This window comes from Flexivirga oryzae (assembly GCF_014190805.1).
In the GTDB taxonomy this organism is placed as follows: Bacteria; Actinomycetota; Actinomycetes; order Actinomycetales; family Dermatophilaceae; genus Flexivirga; species Flexivirga oryzae.
Window position 1 is genome coordinate 37,555 of the sequence record NZ_JACHVQ010000003.1, and the last position, 15,623, is coordinate 53,177.

Below are 15,623 nucleotides of genomic sequence, written 5' to 3' on the forward strand. Positions count from 1 at the left end.
CCCAGCAAACCGTCGCCGATTCGTGTCACTGCGCGCTTTGCAACGCGACGGCAGCCGCCGCCGCGACGGGTACGTAGGTCACGCGCGGTCATCAGCCGTCCCTTGGCACGCGGAATGCGGCGTAGGGGCGCGCCGACCTGAGTCGTCCACTCACTCGATTTTGACTGGCCCAGAGCGCCTCGCTGCAGGTCAGCGAGTTGCAAGCTGGCGAATTGACGTACCCCACCTGACATACGTGCGCCTTATCGGCGCAAGGGCGACCCCGATGTCCACCCCGGACCCGGCAGCGGGCTGGCTTGTCAGGGAGCCGGTGGCTGCACGACAGCGCGGACCCGGTCGAATTCGTCCTCGGTAAGCAGGCCACTTGCGGCCGCCACCTCCACCTGCAACCAGGTCCCCGGCCGCGACCCGTCCATCACCCCGGGGGCGTACTCGGTGAAGGTGTAGGTCAGCCCGGCCAGGGTCTGCACCAACGTGCCACGGTCGGCGCCGTCCACGGTCGCCCGCAGGATCACTTCTTCCGGGGTGACGCCATCCCCGATCGCCTCGGCCGCGATGAGCATGCGGTGCACCCGCGGCTGGGTGACGTGCAGGATCTCTGCGATCTGTCGCTGCGTCCGACCACCGCGCCGCAGCCGAGACGCCGCGCGGATGTCCTCGATCCGGACCAGCCGCTCCTGCGCCCGCCGGACCAGAGCACCACGTTCGACGCCTGCCACCTCAATGCTCTCGCGCGAAGCCTCGACCACGGTCACATCACCTCCACTGCTGATACGGAACGTATCATCCCCGAGCGTAGCCAAGCTGTAATCTGCGCTGCATCTGGGCGCCTTCGGTGACGTGTGCGAGCCTGCGCCAAACACCTACTCAGCTCTCGTCGTAGGAGCGCTCGATCAATGGCTGAGCGCGCTGCAGGTCCTCCGGCCCGCGTAGCCGCAACTCAAGATCTCCGGTCCCGAAGTGGCCGATGGATCTGACATCGCGGCTGAATCCTTCTTCCAGCGTGAGCGAGTCAGGGTCGACTTTGAGGTAGAGCAGCAGGTTCCGTGTCTGCGGATGCACTTCGACGCAGGCGAAATTCTTCAAGCGGCGGAAGGCGAAGTAGTACTTCAAAGTCTTCTTGGTGACATCGTCACCCAGTGCGACGCAGAAGGCTTCGAGCGCCTCGTACTGGTCCTGCAATTCCGTTGGAGACTGCGCCAGGTACTCGGTGACGGTCTTCGTCGCGGCAACGCTGCCCGTCCTAGGTCCAGGAGTTGCCGGCGCGCCCTCGGTGCCCGTGGCGTCGACCTTCGTCCCACTCATTAGTTCCAGGGCCAGCAACTCGCCGTCGAAATCGCGGTAGCGCACGAGTTCGATGCTGCGGTTCATCTGTTGCACCGCGTGCTCGTCGTATCGGGTGAAGCCGCCCGCGACACAGATCAGTCGTGGATTGCGCCAGTCGATCGCGTCCGCTGCTTCTGTTCCGAGGCGATCGAGGACCAGCAGCTTGAAGTCTCCACGGTGGTCCATCAGCCAGTCCAGGTAGAACAAGCCCTGGTTGATGACGTTCTCGTTGACGGCGCGCTTGTACTCGAAGATCACCGGGCTGTAGTTCTCGTCGATGCCCAGAGAGTCCATCCGACCACCGTGCTTCGCGCCAGTGGAGTACTCCGAGGCTAGGAGACGCACACCGAACAGGGTCTCCATGTTCCGTTCGATCACCACCTGAAGGGATCGTTCCAGCGCTACCGAGGAGCTGGACAGTTCCTCCGCCGCGCCATTCGTGATGCGGAAGAGCTTCAGATCAGACACCAAACCATCCCCTCGGCGCGACGTGTTCGGCTGCCTTGCACACGTAGTCACGAAGCTCACGTATCCGCGCATCGAGGTCGGCGAGACGCTGTGGTGGGTACTCGACGACCAGTGGCTTGGTGGCGTGCATAATCACGTTCCGGAATTCAGGGAGTTCATCCATCGTCGCTGAGACGCGCTCGGGCACTTCCAGATCCACCCGGTTGGCATACACATTGAGTAGATCTCTCAAATCGAGGTACTCGACAATCCTGGTGTCCTTGCCCTCCTTGCGTGCCCTCTTGAAGCGACCAGCCCCAGCTGAGTGACAGACGAGCGCTTCAATATTCGCATCGGGTACACCAGCGCCAACAAGGTCGGACAAGCACATCTCGATCTCGGCGATCGTGAGGTAGAAGTGCCCACGCACTGCGTGCCGATCCAAATCGCTGGGCACGACGAACCCACTCAATCCGGCACCGTGGACTGTAAACACGAAGCCACTCCGCACTGCGGGCAGCACATGCGATAGGGATGTCGTCGCGGCGACGATCGGGGTCCGACTCAGCGGAGTCAAGCACTCCTCCACCGTGCCTTCGCCCATCTTGAGGTCTCGAAGGTGCACCCATCCAATGGTCTCACCTCCGGAATGGACTGGCGCCTGGTCGAATTCGGCCGACACCAAACGATCTAGCGCCACAGCGCACGACTCGCTAATCGAGATCGAGACAGCCCCCTCCAGAGAGGTCGATAACTGGCTGGCCACAAACGGCGACCAGCGCTCATCAGTGGCAGCAGGTGCCACGCGTCTGGCACGGAACTCGTCATGCACGTCCGAGGTCATGCGCTCTCACCTGCGTCACGAATCGTCTTGTAGAACTCCCGGCCGATCATCTGGGTGAGGGCTTGTCGGAAGTCGGGTTTGTCGAGGAACGCTTGCAACAGGCCGCTGTTGATGTCGTGGCGGTCGATCATGGCGCCTTCGAGGTAGTCGTCGAAGACGGACATGAACTGGTCTTCGTCGTTGTGTTGCGCGACCGCGGTCACGTGCTCGTTGTCAGCCAGATCCGCTTGTGCCTGTTCGAAGAACAGCTGGTCCGTTTCGGTGAGGTTGGTGCCGAAGCGTTCGTTGAGCAGGCCGATGATCGACGACAACCGCTCCCGTGGGTCGTCGTGCTGTTTGCCCTGACCGGTGCCTTTGTGCCCGGTCTGTTCGGACTCCTCATCCGTGACCGTGGTCAGCGATGCGTCGGTGAAGGCGGAATTCTCGATCCGCAAGTGAGTCAGGACTGCGGCACCGGACAGGTCGACGATGCCGTCCTCGTCCTCGCCGGGTAGCCGCGGCAACAGCACGCGGCCGTAGAGGTAGATTCGTTCCATGTCGGGTGACCCGACCGGGACAACATGCGCGAGGAAGGCGTAGAGCCGGGTGAAGTCGCGTAGCGCGGTGCGGAACTCTTCCCGCTCGTCCTCCGGCAACGCCAGATACCGGGCTAGGGCCAGATCGGTTTGCGCGTACAGCGCTTCGTTGGTCTCACCGGTCTGCGCAAGCAGCGCGTCAACCAACGTGTCGACCTCGTCACCGTCCAGCACACCAGCTTGCCAGAGCCGGGTCTTCAGGTTGGACAGGATGTTCGGGTCCGTGGGTTGGGCCCAGGTGCGTTCGAAGAACGGCGCGAACGCAGCCTGTATGTCGTCGGCGTCGTTGACGAAGTCCAGCACGAACGTGTCGGTCTTGCCCGGCGCGATCCGGTTCAACCGCGACAAGGTCTGCACCGCTCGAACGTTTTCGAGCTTCTTGTCGACATACATCGTGTGCAGCAACGGCTCGTCGAACCCGGTCTGGTACTTCTCCGCGACGATCAGCACCTGGTAGTCGTCGGTTTTGAACTTCTTCGGCAACTGTCCTTCGGAGAAGCCGTTCATTGTCGGCTCGGTGAACTGCACCTCTGGCACATCCGGGTCGGTCACGGTCCCGGAGAACGCGACCAGCGCCGCGATGTCTGTGTACTTCTTCGAGGTGATGTAGGCGTCGATCGCCTGCTTCATCCGCACCGCGTGCAATCGCGACCGGGTGACCACCATCGCTTTGGCGTGGCCGCCGATCTTCGCCGCCGTGTGAGCGCGGAAGTGTTCGACGATGATCTCGGCCTTCTGACTGAACGCCGACGGGTGCAACGACGCAAACCGTGCCAACGCTGCCGCGGCCTTGCCCTTCGGCAGCTCCGGGTCATCACTGGACAGGCCATTGGCCAGCCGGTAGTACACCGAGTAGGTCAGGTAATTCTTCAAGACATCGAGGACGAACCCCTCCTCGATCGCCTGCCGCATCGAATACAAGTGGAACGGCACCAACCGGAACCCCTCCGGGGCCGTGGTGTCCGGGATGCGTTCTCCGAAGGTCTCCAACGTCTTCTGCTTCGGGGTCGCGGTGAACGCGAAGAACGACAGGTTCGGCTGCTTCCCCCGCGCCGCGGCCCGGGCCGCCAGCTTGTCCTGCCCATCCGACTTCGCGTCATCCGCAGCCTCCGCGGACTCGGCTGCCTTCAGGGCGTCCTCGCCCTTCTTGCCGGTGAGCACGGCCTTGAGATCAGTTGCGGCTTCACCGGTCTGCGAGGAGTGCGCCTCATCAGCGATCACCGCGAACCGTGCCCCGGCAAGCTGGGTGGCGTGCTCAGCAACGACGGGGAACTTCTGCAGCGTGGTGATGATGATCCGCGCCTTGGCCGACTCCAACGCCGCCCGCAACTGGGCAGAGTTCTCGTCGATCTTCTGGATCGTGCCCGGCGTGTGCTCGAACCCGGTCACCGTGTCCTGCAACTGCCGATCCAGCACTACCCGGTCGGTCACGATGATCACTCTGGAGAACACCGGCTGATCCGTGCTCAATCCGACCGTTTGGGCTCCCTTGCCCAGGTCTGCGTCGTCGGACGGGGTATGCAACGTCGCCAACGCCGACGCGAGCCATGCGATCGTGTTCGACTTCCCCGACCCTGTCGAGTGCTGCAGCAGATAGTTGTGACCCGGCCCGTACGACCGAGCGTGCGCGGTCACGGTGTGCACCGCGTGCCACTGATGGAACCGCGGGAACAACCAACGCCGCTCGTGCGCCTTGACCTTCGCCGACTTCTTCGCACCCGTGGTGTCTTCGGACACAAACGACCCGAACAGCTCCAGCCAAGCGTCACGGTCCCAGACTTGCTCCCACAGATACGCCGTCTTGTACCCGCCCGGGTTCACTGGGTTCCCCTCGCCACCCTGCTGACCGGGACCACCGGAACCCTGGTTGAACGGCAACCACCGAGTCTGCTCCCGCGCCAACCGGGTGGTCATCGACACCACATCCTGGTCCACCGCGAAATGCACGATCGACCGTGCCCGGAAGAGCAGGTCCGCCGGGTTGCGGTCGTTCTCGTACTGGTGCTGCGCCTGCTGCACCCCCTGCCCGGTCACCTGGTTCTTCAACTCCGCGGTCGCGACCGGGATCCCGTTGATCGACAGCATCATGTCGATGCTGTCGTGCGGGTTCGACTCGCTGTGATGCACCTGCCGGGTCACCGTGCACCGGTTCAACGCATACAGGTCCCACAACTCCGGAGTGATCCGGTGCGCCGGCCGCCAATACGCCAGATCGAAACTGACCCAGTTGACCTCAACCCCGCTCCGCAGCACGTCCAGCGTGCCGCGAGCATCGATCTCGTCGCTGATCCGCTTGTAGAGCGCAGTCTGTGCGGCATCCGTTGACCCGTAATGGTTTTCCAGCTTCTCCCAGGCGTCCGGCTGCGACGCCTGGACGAAGGAGATCAGCTCGAACCCGTCGAAGCCCAGATCCGTCCGGTACGACGAAGCCTGCCCCTGGTGCCAGCCGCGCTCCAACAGATGCCGCTCAATCGACTCTTCGAACGCCTCCTCCGAGTGCTTCCCCACCACGATTACGCCACCCCTCTCCCCGATACCGTCGTCACGTCGAACTCACCCGTCACCGCTGCAGTGATCAGCGACCGCTTCCGCTCGTGCAGGAGCTCCACTTCTCGGACGATCTCGATGCTCACCTGATCAATACCGTCCGTCTTAGCGCGAAATATCCGCATTGCTTCCGCTTGCTCTTCCAACGGTGGCACCGGAAGCAGGAACTCAACAACGTCGCCGACGTTCACCGCAGCCTGAGCCGCGCCATAGGCGGCGAGACTAATTTGCGCGCGCCCCTGCGGGCCATTGAAAAACTCACACAGGTAGTCCGATCTAACGCCGTACGGACTCTTGAATATGAGGATCGATGCACAGTTCGCACCATCCAATTCAGGCGGGACGACGGCAGATCGCCCGGGGTAACCGACTCTCATCATCACGACATCACCAGCCTTGAGACGCGACGCTGGTAGGCATCGGTTGTTTTCGTCCGAGATCCGATTCACATCAACAGTCTCGATCCATCCATCTCGCACGTTTCGACCAAGAAGAAACGGGCGTCCCGTTTCGCTTACGTAGCTTGAGGGATTCACAACCACACCGACCCCAACATCGCGCACCACCCGCTTAACGGCCATGACACGCGTACCGCCCGGCAACGGCCCGAGAATCGGATGACTCTGAACCTGCTCCGCCAACGAGACACCCTTCGAAAAGATCTCTCCGCGCAAACCAAATCTGCGACGCTCCAACGCAGGGATCTGGTCCTCGCGGAGGCGGATGATCTCGTCGATACGGGCGACCTGGTCGTCCAGGAAATCTGCGATGCGCCGCTGTAGTGCATCTGGCTGCCAGCAGATAGAGAGCTCTCGTAGGTCGTCGCCAGTTACTGCGTCAAACGTGCTTCCCGAGGATGCGGCGCGGAGTTCCTGACTACTGGCTGTTAGCGCGTAATGCAAGTATCTCGAATCGCCCGTCCGAGCCCGCAGTGCAGCCAGGCCACGGCCTATCCCATAGGCGCGGTCTGCGAAGTTCATTGCCCCAACCGGTGCTCGGACCGACAGAAGCAGGTCGCCACGTTGACACCTCTTCGGCGCTGTTGCGCACTCGTACTTCGGCGTCGGGTACTCCCTGCCGAACTCTGCGTTTCCCTGCAGGAACGGCAGACCACCGGACAGGTCGGTTACGGCGTCGGAGGGTGCAGACTGACCCGCGACAATGTCAGCAACTCGACGCAACGCGACTATTTCGGTCATGCGAGTCCTCGAAGCAGCTCCCGGATCCGCGTTTCACGTTCGGAGATCTCCTTGTCGATCTCGGCAACTGGCCGCGGCGGGGTGTAGGCGTAAAAGTGCCGGGTAAGCGGTATCTCGTAGCCGATCTTGGTCTTGCTGTGGTCGATCCAGGCTTCGGGAGCGTACGGGTGCACCTCGCGCTTCAGATAGAGGTCGACGTCTTCGCCGAGTGGCACGTTCTCGTAGTCACGGAGGTCCGGGTCGGGCAGCGGGTTGCCCTTGCGGTCGGTGATGATCGGCGCATCCGGGTCGGGGACCGCGGCGAGCTTGGCGAGGTGCTTGGCGACGGGTGCGGAGATGACCGGGCTGAGCTCGGCGATGAGGTCCTTCTCGGATGCGTAGTCCTTGCCGAGGTAGGCGGCGAGGGTTTCGACAAGCTCAACCGCCGGAGGTCGCTCAACCGCCGCTGGGGATAGCTCTGCCGCGGCGGTGGACGTGGGAGGCGCGACCTCGATACGGCTCCCCCGCTGCGCTCCTCCGCCTACTCGGCCAGCGCCAGGTTCGCTTGGTCGACCGGCAACATGCTTCTGCCATTGCTTGGACTCAGCCAGAGCTTCGAGGACTTCGTCGGTGATCTGCCAGCGGCGACGGAGTGGTTGCTCGACGGCGATGCGCTGGAACCCGAAGGCTTCGTTCGGGAGCACCTTCACCCGCGGTTCGTCGTCGGAGTCGGCCAGTTGGGGCGCGTCGGCATACAATCGAGTCAGCTCGGCGATTGTCTCGTCGGTGAGGTAATGGCGTTTGTTGCCAAGACTCTTGCGCATCTTCGACGCAGCGCCACGGGCGTCGATCAGGGCGATCTTGCCTTTCCGGTCGGCGCTCTTGCGGTTGGTCAACACCCAGAAATACGTCGAGATGCCAGTGTTGTAGAACAGCTGGTCCGGTAGCGCGATGATGGCTTCGAGCCAGTCGTTCTCGATGATCCAGCGCCGGATGTTCGACTCACCCGACCCGGCCGCCCCGGAGAACAGCGGGCTGCCGGAGAAGACGATCGCCAGCCGGGATCCGCCGCCGGAGCCGACGACCGGTTTCATGTGCCCGATCATGTGCTGCAGGAACAGGAACGACCCGTCACTCACCCGCGGCAGTCCGGCACCGAAACGCCCGTCCACGCCTTCGTTCTCGGCCTCGGCGACAATCGGGTCGGCATACTTCTTCCAGTCCACCCCGAACGGCGGGTTCGCCAACAGGTAGTCAAACCGTGTCGTGGGGAACCCGTCGGCGGTGAAGCTATTGCCCAGCACGATGTTGTCCGGGTCCTCGCCCTTGATGAGCATGTCGGATCGGCAGATCGCCCACGTCTCCGGGTTCAGCTCCTGCCCGTAGACCTCCAGGTGTGCGTCTGGGTTCAGGGTCTTCAGGTGCTCCTGGGCGGTGGACAGCATGCCGCCGGTGCCGCAGGCCGGGTCGAGCATCATCCGCACCGGCGCCGGCCCGGACAACGCCTCCTCATCCTCGCTGAAGAGGATGTTGACCATCAGCTTGATCACCTCACGCGGGGTGAAGTGCTCACCGGCGGTCTCGTTCTGCATCTCCGAGAAACGCCGCAACAACTCCTCGAAGATGTAACCCATTGCCTCGTTCGGGACCAGCTTCGGGTGCAGGTTGATGTCGGCGAATTTCGCCACCACCTGATAGAGCAGGCCCGCCTTGTCCAGGGTGTCGATCCGCTCCGCGAGCCGGTACTTCTCCAGCACATCCGCCGCGTCCCGGGAGAAGCCCGCGACATACGAGCGCAGGTTCTTGCCCACGTTGGGCGGGTCATTCAACAGCTCAGTGAAGGTCAGCGGGGAGATGTTGTAGTAGGGCTGATTGGTGACCCGCTCCAGGATCGGGTCGACGTTGTCGACCTTCCCGGCCAGCGCCTTCGCCTTCGCGATCACCTCCGGCTTGGTCGCCTCCAACGCGCAATCCAGCCGGCGCAACACCACGAACGGCAAGATGAACTGGCCGTACTCGTGCTGGCGGATGTCCCCACGCAGCAGGTCCGCCACGGACCAGATGAACGAAACCTTGTCGCTGAAACCCTCGACTCCTGACACCCTCGTGAGGTTAGTCGGTGGCCATCGGCACCGCCCGGCAAGACACCGAACCGGTCAGCATCATCTTGGCGACGGGCCGTGAGACGTTGCGGCATACTCCGAGATGCTGCGGACACCAGGGAGGGCAACACACTGTGACAACTGTCGATTTCTACGTCGAGACCGCCGAGGGCGACAGGCTGCTGTCATTCCACAACGGCCTGACGGGTCCGGCGACGGACCTCCTCTACGGGACGTTCCAGCTTGCTCAGGAGGGCAAGATGACACCCACGCGGTACAACGTTGCGGAGATGAAGTCCGTGGTGACCGGTGCCGTACTGCGAGAGCTACTCCTGTCGGTGACGTTCGAGGACACGGATCCGTACACCTCATCAACAGCCGGTGATGTGGCTTCCGTGCTGGACGACCTCGACGACGACGCGTCGTATCTGATCGACGGCATGGAGGTATGACCGTGGCGCCTTGTCTGGCACCGGGCGTGAGGGCAGTCTGATGGCAGTCAACCCAGCTGACCGCGGCTGCACGCAGCCTTCGCAGGCTGCCTTTCTCGGTCGTGATGAGGAATGGGTCCGTTGGAACAGTGCCGCCTGGCGTTCGCTGGCAGACCCGGACGGAGAATACCCACGTTGGAGCGCCCGTCTTCGGGAGACGGCGGGCCACATCGAGCAGGCAGCTGCTGTTGTCAGCGTCTTGGAACTCGCGATCTTTGGCCTCGGGTGGCGCCGGCCAGACATCGGACTGGCTGCATGGATCGAGCTCGGTCGCCCAACAGATCACCCGATACTCGCGCTCTTCGACGATTGGTGGGGCGAAGACATCGCACTCATCACGACATGGGCCGGACACCCCGACTGCTCAGCCTTCTACCACCTCGACAAGCAAGTGACCGAAGCCTGCGGCCTGCCGTCGCAGCCCTTCCAGCAACTTCGGCGCAACACAACGCTCGAAGAGCACCCGTGGATCCAGAAGCATTGCCTCGGTGGATCGGACCCCTTCCATTCATCCCTTCACGCGGCCGTGCCTGTGCTGCCCGACTTCCTTGGAGGGCGGTCCACTGAGCCTCCGCGATGGATCATCGACTCCACTTCGAATCCGGCCACCGCGACCATCATCACGAGCCAATACCCCGGGTGGTACGCCGACCTCGTGCATGGTGGTGAGACGCTGCCAGCGACCACGCGCTCTTGGCGAGTCGATGTCATAGTCCGGCCATTCGGATGGCTTGGTCAGTACCGCAAATCACGCCGCACCGGCATGTGGTTCACCGGTCAGCACCGCTGGCATCTGCTCGGGTATCCATAGTCCTTGGACGGTTCACCACATAGGTCATCGGTCCGGGCTGGCAACAACCCGTTCGGCGCCACCCAGCCGAAACACCGCCTCGTCGCCTGGACCGACGTACCAGCTGTGGAAGCTGCCGCCAAGACCGGGAAAGTAATCGGGACCACCCGGCAAGCTCTCCTCCGGACCTGCCGACCCAAGAGGACGCGAGACCACGACAAGGCCCTCAGGAACGTCAGTCCTCGTCACAAGTTGGCGGAAGTACTCCTGATCACTCTTCGCCTCCAAAGCGTCGACAAAGATGTCGAGTGCCGATGATTCACGATCTGGTCCCACGAGCCTCCTCCATTCCAGCGATGCCGACGGCCGCTTGTCCACATCTAACCTCACGACCGTGGCCGAGGATGACCGAAGTCCATTCAGCCCGTCACGTTGTACCAACTCCGTCTGCCCTGGGCGGACAATTCCGACGAACTGCGAGTCGAGACGAGGTCCGACGTGGTCACTCCGAGTGCGTCCGCGATGGCCCACAGCCGGTCGACGCTGAGCGAGTGCTTTTCGGTCTCGACTTCGACATAGCAGGATCGGTCGGGGCCCGCGGCGACAGCGACTCGTTAGCTAGCGAGCCTCAACTGACGCTGCGCAAATACTTCCCGAAGTGGGGAACAGTGAAGGCGATGCGGCCACGCTCGCCGGAGTAGATCAGCCCCTTCTTCAACAGTGCGTCGCGCGCGGGAGAGAGCGACTGAGGCTTGCGGTCGAGCACCTTGGCCACTGCTGCAGTGGGGACGGACTCGACGTCGTCCCGCTCCTCGTCGGGTATGCCGCTCGCGGCGTCCGCCATGGCCCGCAGGTACTCGCGTTCGCCGGGAGTGGCTCTCTCGTAACGGGATCCGAAGAAGCCGACGGCGAGCTCTGCCTCGGCTGCGGGGGCGGCGACGTCGATGTCGGCGGCCGTCACCGGAGTGCCGGGCGCGACATCCCACGCGACCTTGCCGTAGGCCTGGATGAAGTAGGGATAGCCGCCCGTGGCGGCATACATGGCATCGAGCGCGGCCGTGTCGAACTCCGCGTCCTCCTCCTGCGCCGGCGACTGCAGTGCCCGGTCCGCCGCCTCCCGCGGGAGGCGGTCGATGCGGGCATAGCGAAAGAGGCGCTCGCTGTACGACTTCGACGCTGACAGCACCGCCGGCAGGTGCGGCAGGCCGGCGCCGACCACGATCACCGGCAGCGACGCCTGGCTGATCTCGTGGCATGCCGCGCACAGCGCCGACACGTCCTCGGGGTCCAGGTCCTGCATCTCGTCGATGAAGATCGCGATGCCGCGACCCATGTCCGCAGCCAATCCGCCTGCGTCCGACAGCAACTCGACCAGGTCGATCTCGATGTCACCCGAGTCGGCACGACCGGTGACCGCCGGTGCGTCGATGCCCGGGTTCCACCGGTCCCGCAGCTTCGCATTGGCCCCCGCGTCCCGCTGCGCGAACGACTTGATAACTCCGAGCACCTGGTCGACATCGCCCTGCTGGGAGTGCCCGAGCTCGCGCACCGCCTGGTGCAGCGCGGACGACAGCGGCCGGCGCAGCCGCTGGTCCGGACGCGCCTCCAGTTTGCCGGTGCCCCACTTCGCCCGAACAGCCGCAGACCGCAACGCATTCAGCAGCACCGTCTTGCCGACGCCGCGCAGCCCGGTGAGTACGATCGAGCGCTCCGGGCGACCGCGGGCGATGCGCTCCAGCACCACGTCGAACGTGCGCAGCTCGTCGTCACGGCCGGCGAGCTCCGGTGGGCGCTGCCCGGCACCGGGCGCGTAAGGGTTGCGTATCGGGTCCACGCGAGGACTGTATGCGGGAATCTAGGGATTGTCCGATACATCGTTAGCGTGTCGCATCGAGTTCGCACAGCGGTCCGTCATACCTGGCAGGATCGCCGGAACAGCCTCGCGAACCGAAGGATCGAGCATGGAGTTTGCAGCCACCGTCGAACTGCACGGCAAGGACAACCTCGGCATCACGGTGCCCGACGACATCGTGGAGGCGCTCGGCGGTGGCAAACGGCCGAAAGTCGTGGTCACCCTGAACGGCTACACCTACCGCACGTCGATCGCGCGGATGGGCGGCCAGTTCCTCTTCGGCATCAACAAGGCGCACCGCGCCGAGGCGGGAGTGCACGCCGGCGACCGGCTCACCGTGCAGCTTGCGCTCGACACAGCGCCGCGCGAGGTTGAACTTCCGCCCGAAGTCGCAGCCGGACTCGCCGAACACCCCGAAGCCGGACGCTATTTCGCGACTCTCTCGTACACGAAGCAGAACGAATACGTGACCTGGATCAACAGCGCGAAGCGGCCGGAGACCCGGGAACAGCGTGTTGCAACCACGCTCGCGAACCTCATCGCGGGCAAGCCGCTCCGCTGAGCCTTCGGTTACCCGACCGGTATCGCCTTCAGGGTGATGAGCGCAGCCGCGCCCTCGGTGGCGTCGACCGTCACCGGCTCGCCCTCCTCGAGTCGCGCCAGGTCGAAGGCACCCAGCTCGTCACCACAGCGCACCCTGCCGTCGAGGCACACCACGAACAGCTGCGCTCCGGTCGGTGCGGTCACCTCCGATCGATCCGCGACGATGGTCCGGACGTCGGCGACATACACACCGCGGCGCGTCATCACGTTGAAGTCCTGCGTCGGACCGTCCGGCACTGTGCAGCTGACCTGGAGTCCGCCGTCGAAGCTGTATGGCGAAAAGCGTTCCAGCTCCACCGTTTCCGGGGTGTGCAACGTCATCCGGCGCGGTGAGCACAGCACGATCACCCGGTCGACGCCATCCAGCCGGGAGAACGCGCCGTCCTGCTGCACCTCCGCGACGCTCAGCCGCCAGCCGAAATCGCCGTGCTCCGGGTGGCGCGCCAGCTCGTGGGTAATGCCGCCACCGCCGAGCCAGGGCATCGTCGTTGCGTCCGCGAAGCGTGTGACGGTTGTCATTGATTTGCTCCTTCCGTTGTCCCGGACTGGATCTCGTTACGCTGCACGGAGTGGGCCGCGGGGTTTTCGATACGTCCTCCTCCGCTTCGCTCCCCCGGCCTACCCTTCGATACGTCCTCGGCTAGCGCCTCGGACTACTCAGGGCACGCTCAACCACCGCGGGAAGTCTCGTTTCGGTTGGTCAGACTGTCAGGAGGGTCTTGATGGCGCGCCGCTCGTCCATCGCGGCATACCCCTCGGCGGCCTCGTCCAGCGGCAGGGTGAGGTCGAAAACCTTGCCGGGGTTGATCTTCCGGCTCCAGATGCGGTCGATGAGGTCCGGCAGGTAGCGCCGCACCGGCGCCGGGCCGCCGTGCAGGTGCACGGTGGAATAGAACAGGTCCTGGCCCGGCAGGGACACCCCGTGCGAGACACCCACGAAGCCGACGTGCCCGCCGTGCCGGGTCGACCGGATCGCCTGCATCATCGACTCCTGGGTGCCGACGGCTTCGATCACCGAATGGGCTCCGTACCCGTTCGTGAGCTCCTTGATGCGTCCGACGCCCTCGTCGCCGCGCTCGACGACGATGTCGGTCGCACCGAACTCCTTCGCGAGCGCCTGGCGCGGCTCGTGCCGGCTCATCGCGATGATCCGCTCGGCGCCCAGCTCCCGGGCGGCCAGGATGCCGAGCAGCCCGACCGCACCGTCACCGACGACCGCGACCGTCTTGCCCGGCCCCACCGCCGCCGCGTCCGCCCCGAACCAGCCGGTGCCCAGCACATCGGACGCCGCGAGCAGCGACGGGACGAGATCCGGGTCCGGCACACCGGGTGTGGCAACGAGCGTGCCGTCGGCCCACGGGATGCGAGCGCGCTCCGCCTGCGTGCCGATCGCGCCCACCGATTTCACGTGCACACAACGGGATTGGTATCCCGCCTGGCAGATCTCGCACGTCCCGTCGGACGCCATGAACGAGCCGATCACGAAGTCGCCCGGCGCGACCGTCGACACCTCGTCACCGACTTCCTCGACCACGCCGACATACTCATGGCCCATCGGGATCGGGCGCTTGATGTCGTTGACACCCCGGTAGGACCACAGGTCCGACCCGCACACGCACGTCGCCGCGAGCCGGATGATCGCGTCCGTCGGCAGTTCGATCGTCGGGTCGTCGCGATCCTCGACCCGCACGTCGCCCGGGCCGTGCAGCACCACTCCACGCATTGCAGCTCCTCCATCGGTGTGTATGTCGCGTTCTGGCGTTCACACTAGACAGCGGTAGAAGCGGGCATCGACGCGCGGGTGGCTGGGTCTCGATACCGGCTCGCAAGCTCGCCCTACTCGACCCGCGGGCTTCCCTACTCGACCCGCAGGACTCCCCCGCTCGACCCGCAGGGTTTCGACTTGGCCGGCGCGGTGGGCGGAGGTAACCGGCAGGTGAACTTCGCGGGCGGCGCTCGCGGCATACTCGTTCATTTGCCAGACTCTTCCGGTGAGCGAAACCGAGATCGAGCTGCCGGCTGTGCGCGGCGATGCGTGGAAGGCTGGCTACCCCTACGACACCAAGATGACCCGCAAGGAGTACGAGCGGCTCAAACGCGATCTGCAGATCGAGCTGCTCAAGATGCAGGCGTGGGTGAAGGAGACCGGTCAGAAGGTCGTCGTCGTCTTCGAGGGACGTGACGCGGCCGGCAAGGGCGGCGCGATCAAACGCTTCACCGAGCACCTCAACCCTCGCGGTGCCACGGTCGTCGCGCTCGAAAAGCCCACCGAACGCGAGCAGTCCGCGTGGTACTTCCAGCGGTACGTCACCCACCTGCCGTCAGCCGGTGAGATCGTCTTCTTCGACCGCTCCTGGTACAACCGGGCCGGCGTCGAGCGCGTCATGGGCTACTGCACCAACAGTCAGTACGACGAATTCATGCGCTCCTGCCCGCACCTGGAGCAGATGTGGGTCAACAGCGGCATCCGGCTGATCAAGTTCTGGTTCTCCGTCGGCCGCCAGGAGCAGATCACCCGGTTCGACCGCCGCGCCACCGACCCGGTCAAACAGTGGAAACTCAGCCCGACCGACCTCGCCAGCCTGGACAAGTGGAACGCCTACACCCAGGCCAAGGAGGCGATGTTCGAGCACACCGACACCGCGTGGGCACCGTGGACCGTGATCAAGTCCAACGACAAGAAGCGCGGTCGCATCGAGGCGATCCGGTACGTGCTCGACACCCTCCCCTACCCGGGCAAGGATCGCGCCGTGATCGGCTACCCCGACCCCAAGGTCGTCGGCTCGGCCAAACAGATCCTCGACGAGGGCGAGGACGGCTTCCAGGGCGGCTACCGCTCGGGCCGCTGAAAGCTTCAACCCGTTGGCA

13 protein-coding genes are annotated in these 15,623 nt (G+C 64.3%); 4 read left to right on the top strand and 9 right to left on the bottom strand.

Annotated elements, in window-relative coordinates; all coding sequences use genetic code 11:
- Positions 1–299: 299 nt before the first annotated feature.
- The 6 genes from FHU39_RS17145 to FHU39_RS17170 form a co-directional block, all read right to left on the bottom strand.
- Positions 300–749, bottom strand: coding sequence for a helix-turn-helix domain-containing protein (locus FHU39_RS17145; protein ID WP_183321869.1), 450 nt, complete (start codon positions 747–749; stop codon positions 300–302).
- A 118-nt stretch (positions 750–867) separates the two neighbouring features.
- Positions 868–1,794: a DUF5655 domain-containing protein gene (locus FHU39_RS17150; RefSeq protein ID WP_183321871.1), complete on the bottom strand. Its 927-nt coding sequence runs from the start codon at positions 1,792–1,794 to the stop codon at positions 868–870.
- Entirely contained in the window at positions 1,787–2,617 is an 831-nt protein-coding gene (locus FHU39_RS17155; protein ID WP_183321873.1) for a CBS domain-containing protein, read from the bottom strand. Before FHU39_RS17155 ends, FHU39_RS17150 begins: the two co-directional genes overlap by 8 nt.
- Positions 2,614–5,703: a type I restriction endonuclease subunit R gene (locus FHU39_RS17160; protein ID WP_343065960.1), complete on the bottom strand. Its 3,090-nt coding sequence runs from the start codon at positions 5,701–5,703 to the stop codon at positions 2,614–2,616. The genes FHU39_RS17155 and FHU39_RS17160 overlap by 4 nt, the downstream gene beginning before the upstream one ends.
- Before the next feature lie 2 nt (positions 5,704–5,705).
- A complete protein-coding gene (locus FHU39_RS17165) occupies positions 5,706–6,938 on the bottom strand; it encodes a restriction endonuclease subunit S (protein ID WP_183321875.1) in 1,233 nt (410 codons plus the stop codon).
- A complete protein-coding gene (locus FHU39_RS17170) occupies positions 6,935–9,019 on the bottom strand; it encodes an N-6 DNA methylase (protein ID WP_183321877.1) in 2,085 nt (694 codons plus the stop codon). Before FHU39_RS17170 ends, FHU39_RS17165 begins: the two co-directional genes overlap by 4 nt.
- Before the next feature lie 17 nt (positions 9,020–9,036).
- Between FHU39_RS17170 and FHU39_RS17175 the strand changes: the two genes are divergently transcribed.
- Entirely contained in the window at positions 9,037–9,471 is a 435-nt protein-coding gene (locus tag FHU39_RS17175; protein WP_183321879.1) for a hypothetical protein, read from the top strand.
- A gap of 40 nt (positions 9,472–9,511) precedes the next feature.
- Complete coding sequence (locus tag FHU39_RS17180; RefSeq protein ID WP_183321881.1) at positions 9,512–10,321, top strand: hypothetical protein; 810 nt, start codon at positions 9,512–9,514, stop codon at positions 10,319–10,321.
- A 607-nt stretch (positions 10,322–10,928) separates the two neighbouring features.
- Here FHU39_RS17180 and FHU39_RS17185 read toward each other — a convergent pair.
- A complete protein-coding gene (locus tag FHU39_RS17185; RefSeq protein WP_183321883.1) occupies positions 10,929–12,134 on the bottom strand; it encodes an AAA family ATPase in 1,206 nt (401 codons plus the stop codon).
- A 127-nt stretch (positions 12,135–12,261) separates the two neighbouring features.
- Between FHU39_RS17185 and FHU39_RS17190 the strand changes: the two genes are divergently transcribed.
- Complete coding sequence (locus tag FHU39_RS17190) at positions 12,262–12,714, top strand: YdeI/OmpD-associated family protein (RefSeq protein ID WP_183321884.1); 453 nt, start codon at positions 12,262–12,264, stop codon at positions 12,712–12,714.
- An 8-nt stretch (positions 12,715–12,722) separates the two neighbouring features.
- On the opposite strand, the gene FHU39_RS17195 is transcribed toward FHU39_RS17190, so the two are convergent.
- Together FHU39_RS17195 and FHU39_RS17200 are read right to left on the bottom strand one after the other, a co-directional pair.
- Positions 12,723–13,274 (bottom strand): HutD/Ves family protein, encoded by a 552-nt coding sequence (locus FHU39_RS17195; RefSeq protein ID WP_183321887.1) that lies wholly within the window; start codon positions 13,272–13,274, stop codon positions 12,723–12,725.
- A 181-nt stretch (positions 13,275–13,455) separates the two neighbouring features.
- On the bottom strand, positions 13,456–14,478 hold the full coding sequence (locus tag FHU39_RS17200) for a zinc-dependent alcohol dehydrogenase family protein (RefSeq protein WP_183321889.1): 1,023 nt from the start codon (positions 14,476–14,478) through the stop codon (positions 13,456–13,458).
- A gap of 268 nt (positions 14,479–14,746) precedes the next feature.
- On the opposite strand from FHU39_RS17200, the gene ppk2 reads away from it, so the two are divergent.
- Positions 14,747–15,604: a polyphosphate kinase 2 gene (gene ppk2 / locus FHU39_RS17205; protein ID WP_343065961.1), complete on the top strand. Its 858-nt coding sequence runs from the start codon at positions 14,747–14,749 to the stop codon at positions 15,602–15,604.
- The last annotated feature ends 19 nt before the right edge of the window (positions 15,605–15,623 follow it).

What these genes read in the sequence shown, in the direction of transcription:
- FHU39_RS17195 (WP_183321887.1), bottom strand. Translation starts at nt 13,274, where the DNA reads ATGACAACCGTCACACGCTTCGCGGACGCAACGACGATGCCCTGGCTC.
- FHU39_RS17165 (WP_183321875.1), bottom strand. Translation starts at nt 6,938, where the DNA reads ATGACCGAAATAGTCGCGTTGCGTCGAGTTGCTGACATTGTCGCGGGT.
- FHU39_RS17155 (WP_183321873.1), bottom strand. Translation starts at nt 2,617, where the DNA reads ATGACCTCGGACGTGCATGACGAGTTCCGTGCCAGACGCGTGGCACCT.
- FHU39_RS17190 (WP_183321884.1), top strand. Translation starts at nt 12,262, where the DNA reads ATGGAGTTTGCAGCCACCGTCGAACTGCACGGCAAGGACAACCTCGGC.
- FHU39_RS17180 (WP_183321881.1), top strand. Translation starts at nt 9,512, where the DNA reads ATGGCAGTCAACCCAGCTGACCGCGGCTGCACGCAGCCTTCGCAGGCT.
- FHU39_RS17200 (WP_183321889.1), bottom strand. Translation starts at nt 14,478, where the DNA reads ATGCGTGGAGTGGTGCTGCACGGCCCGGGCGACGTGCGGGTCGAGGAT.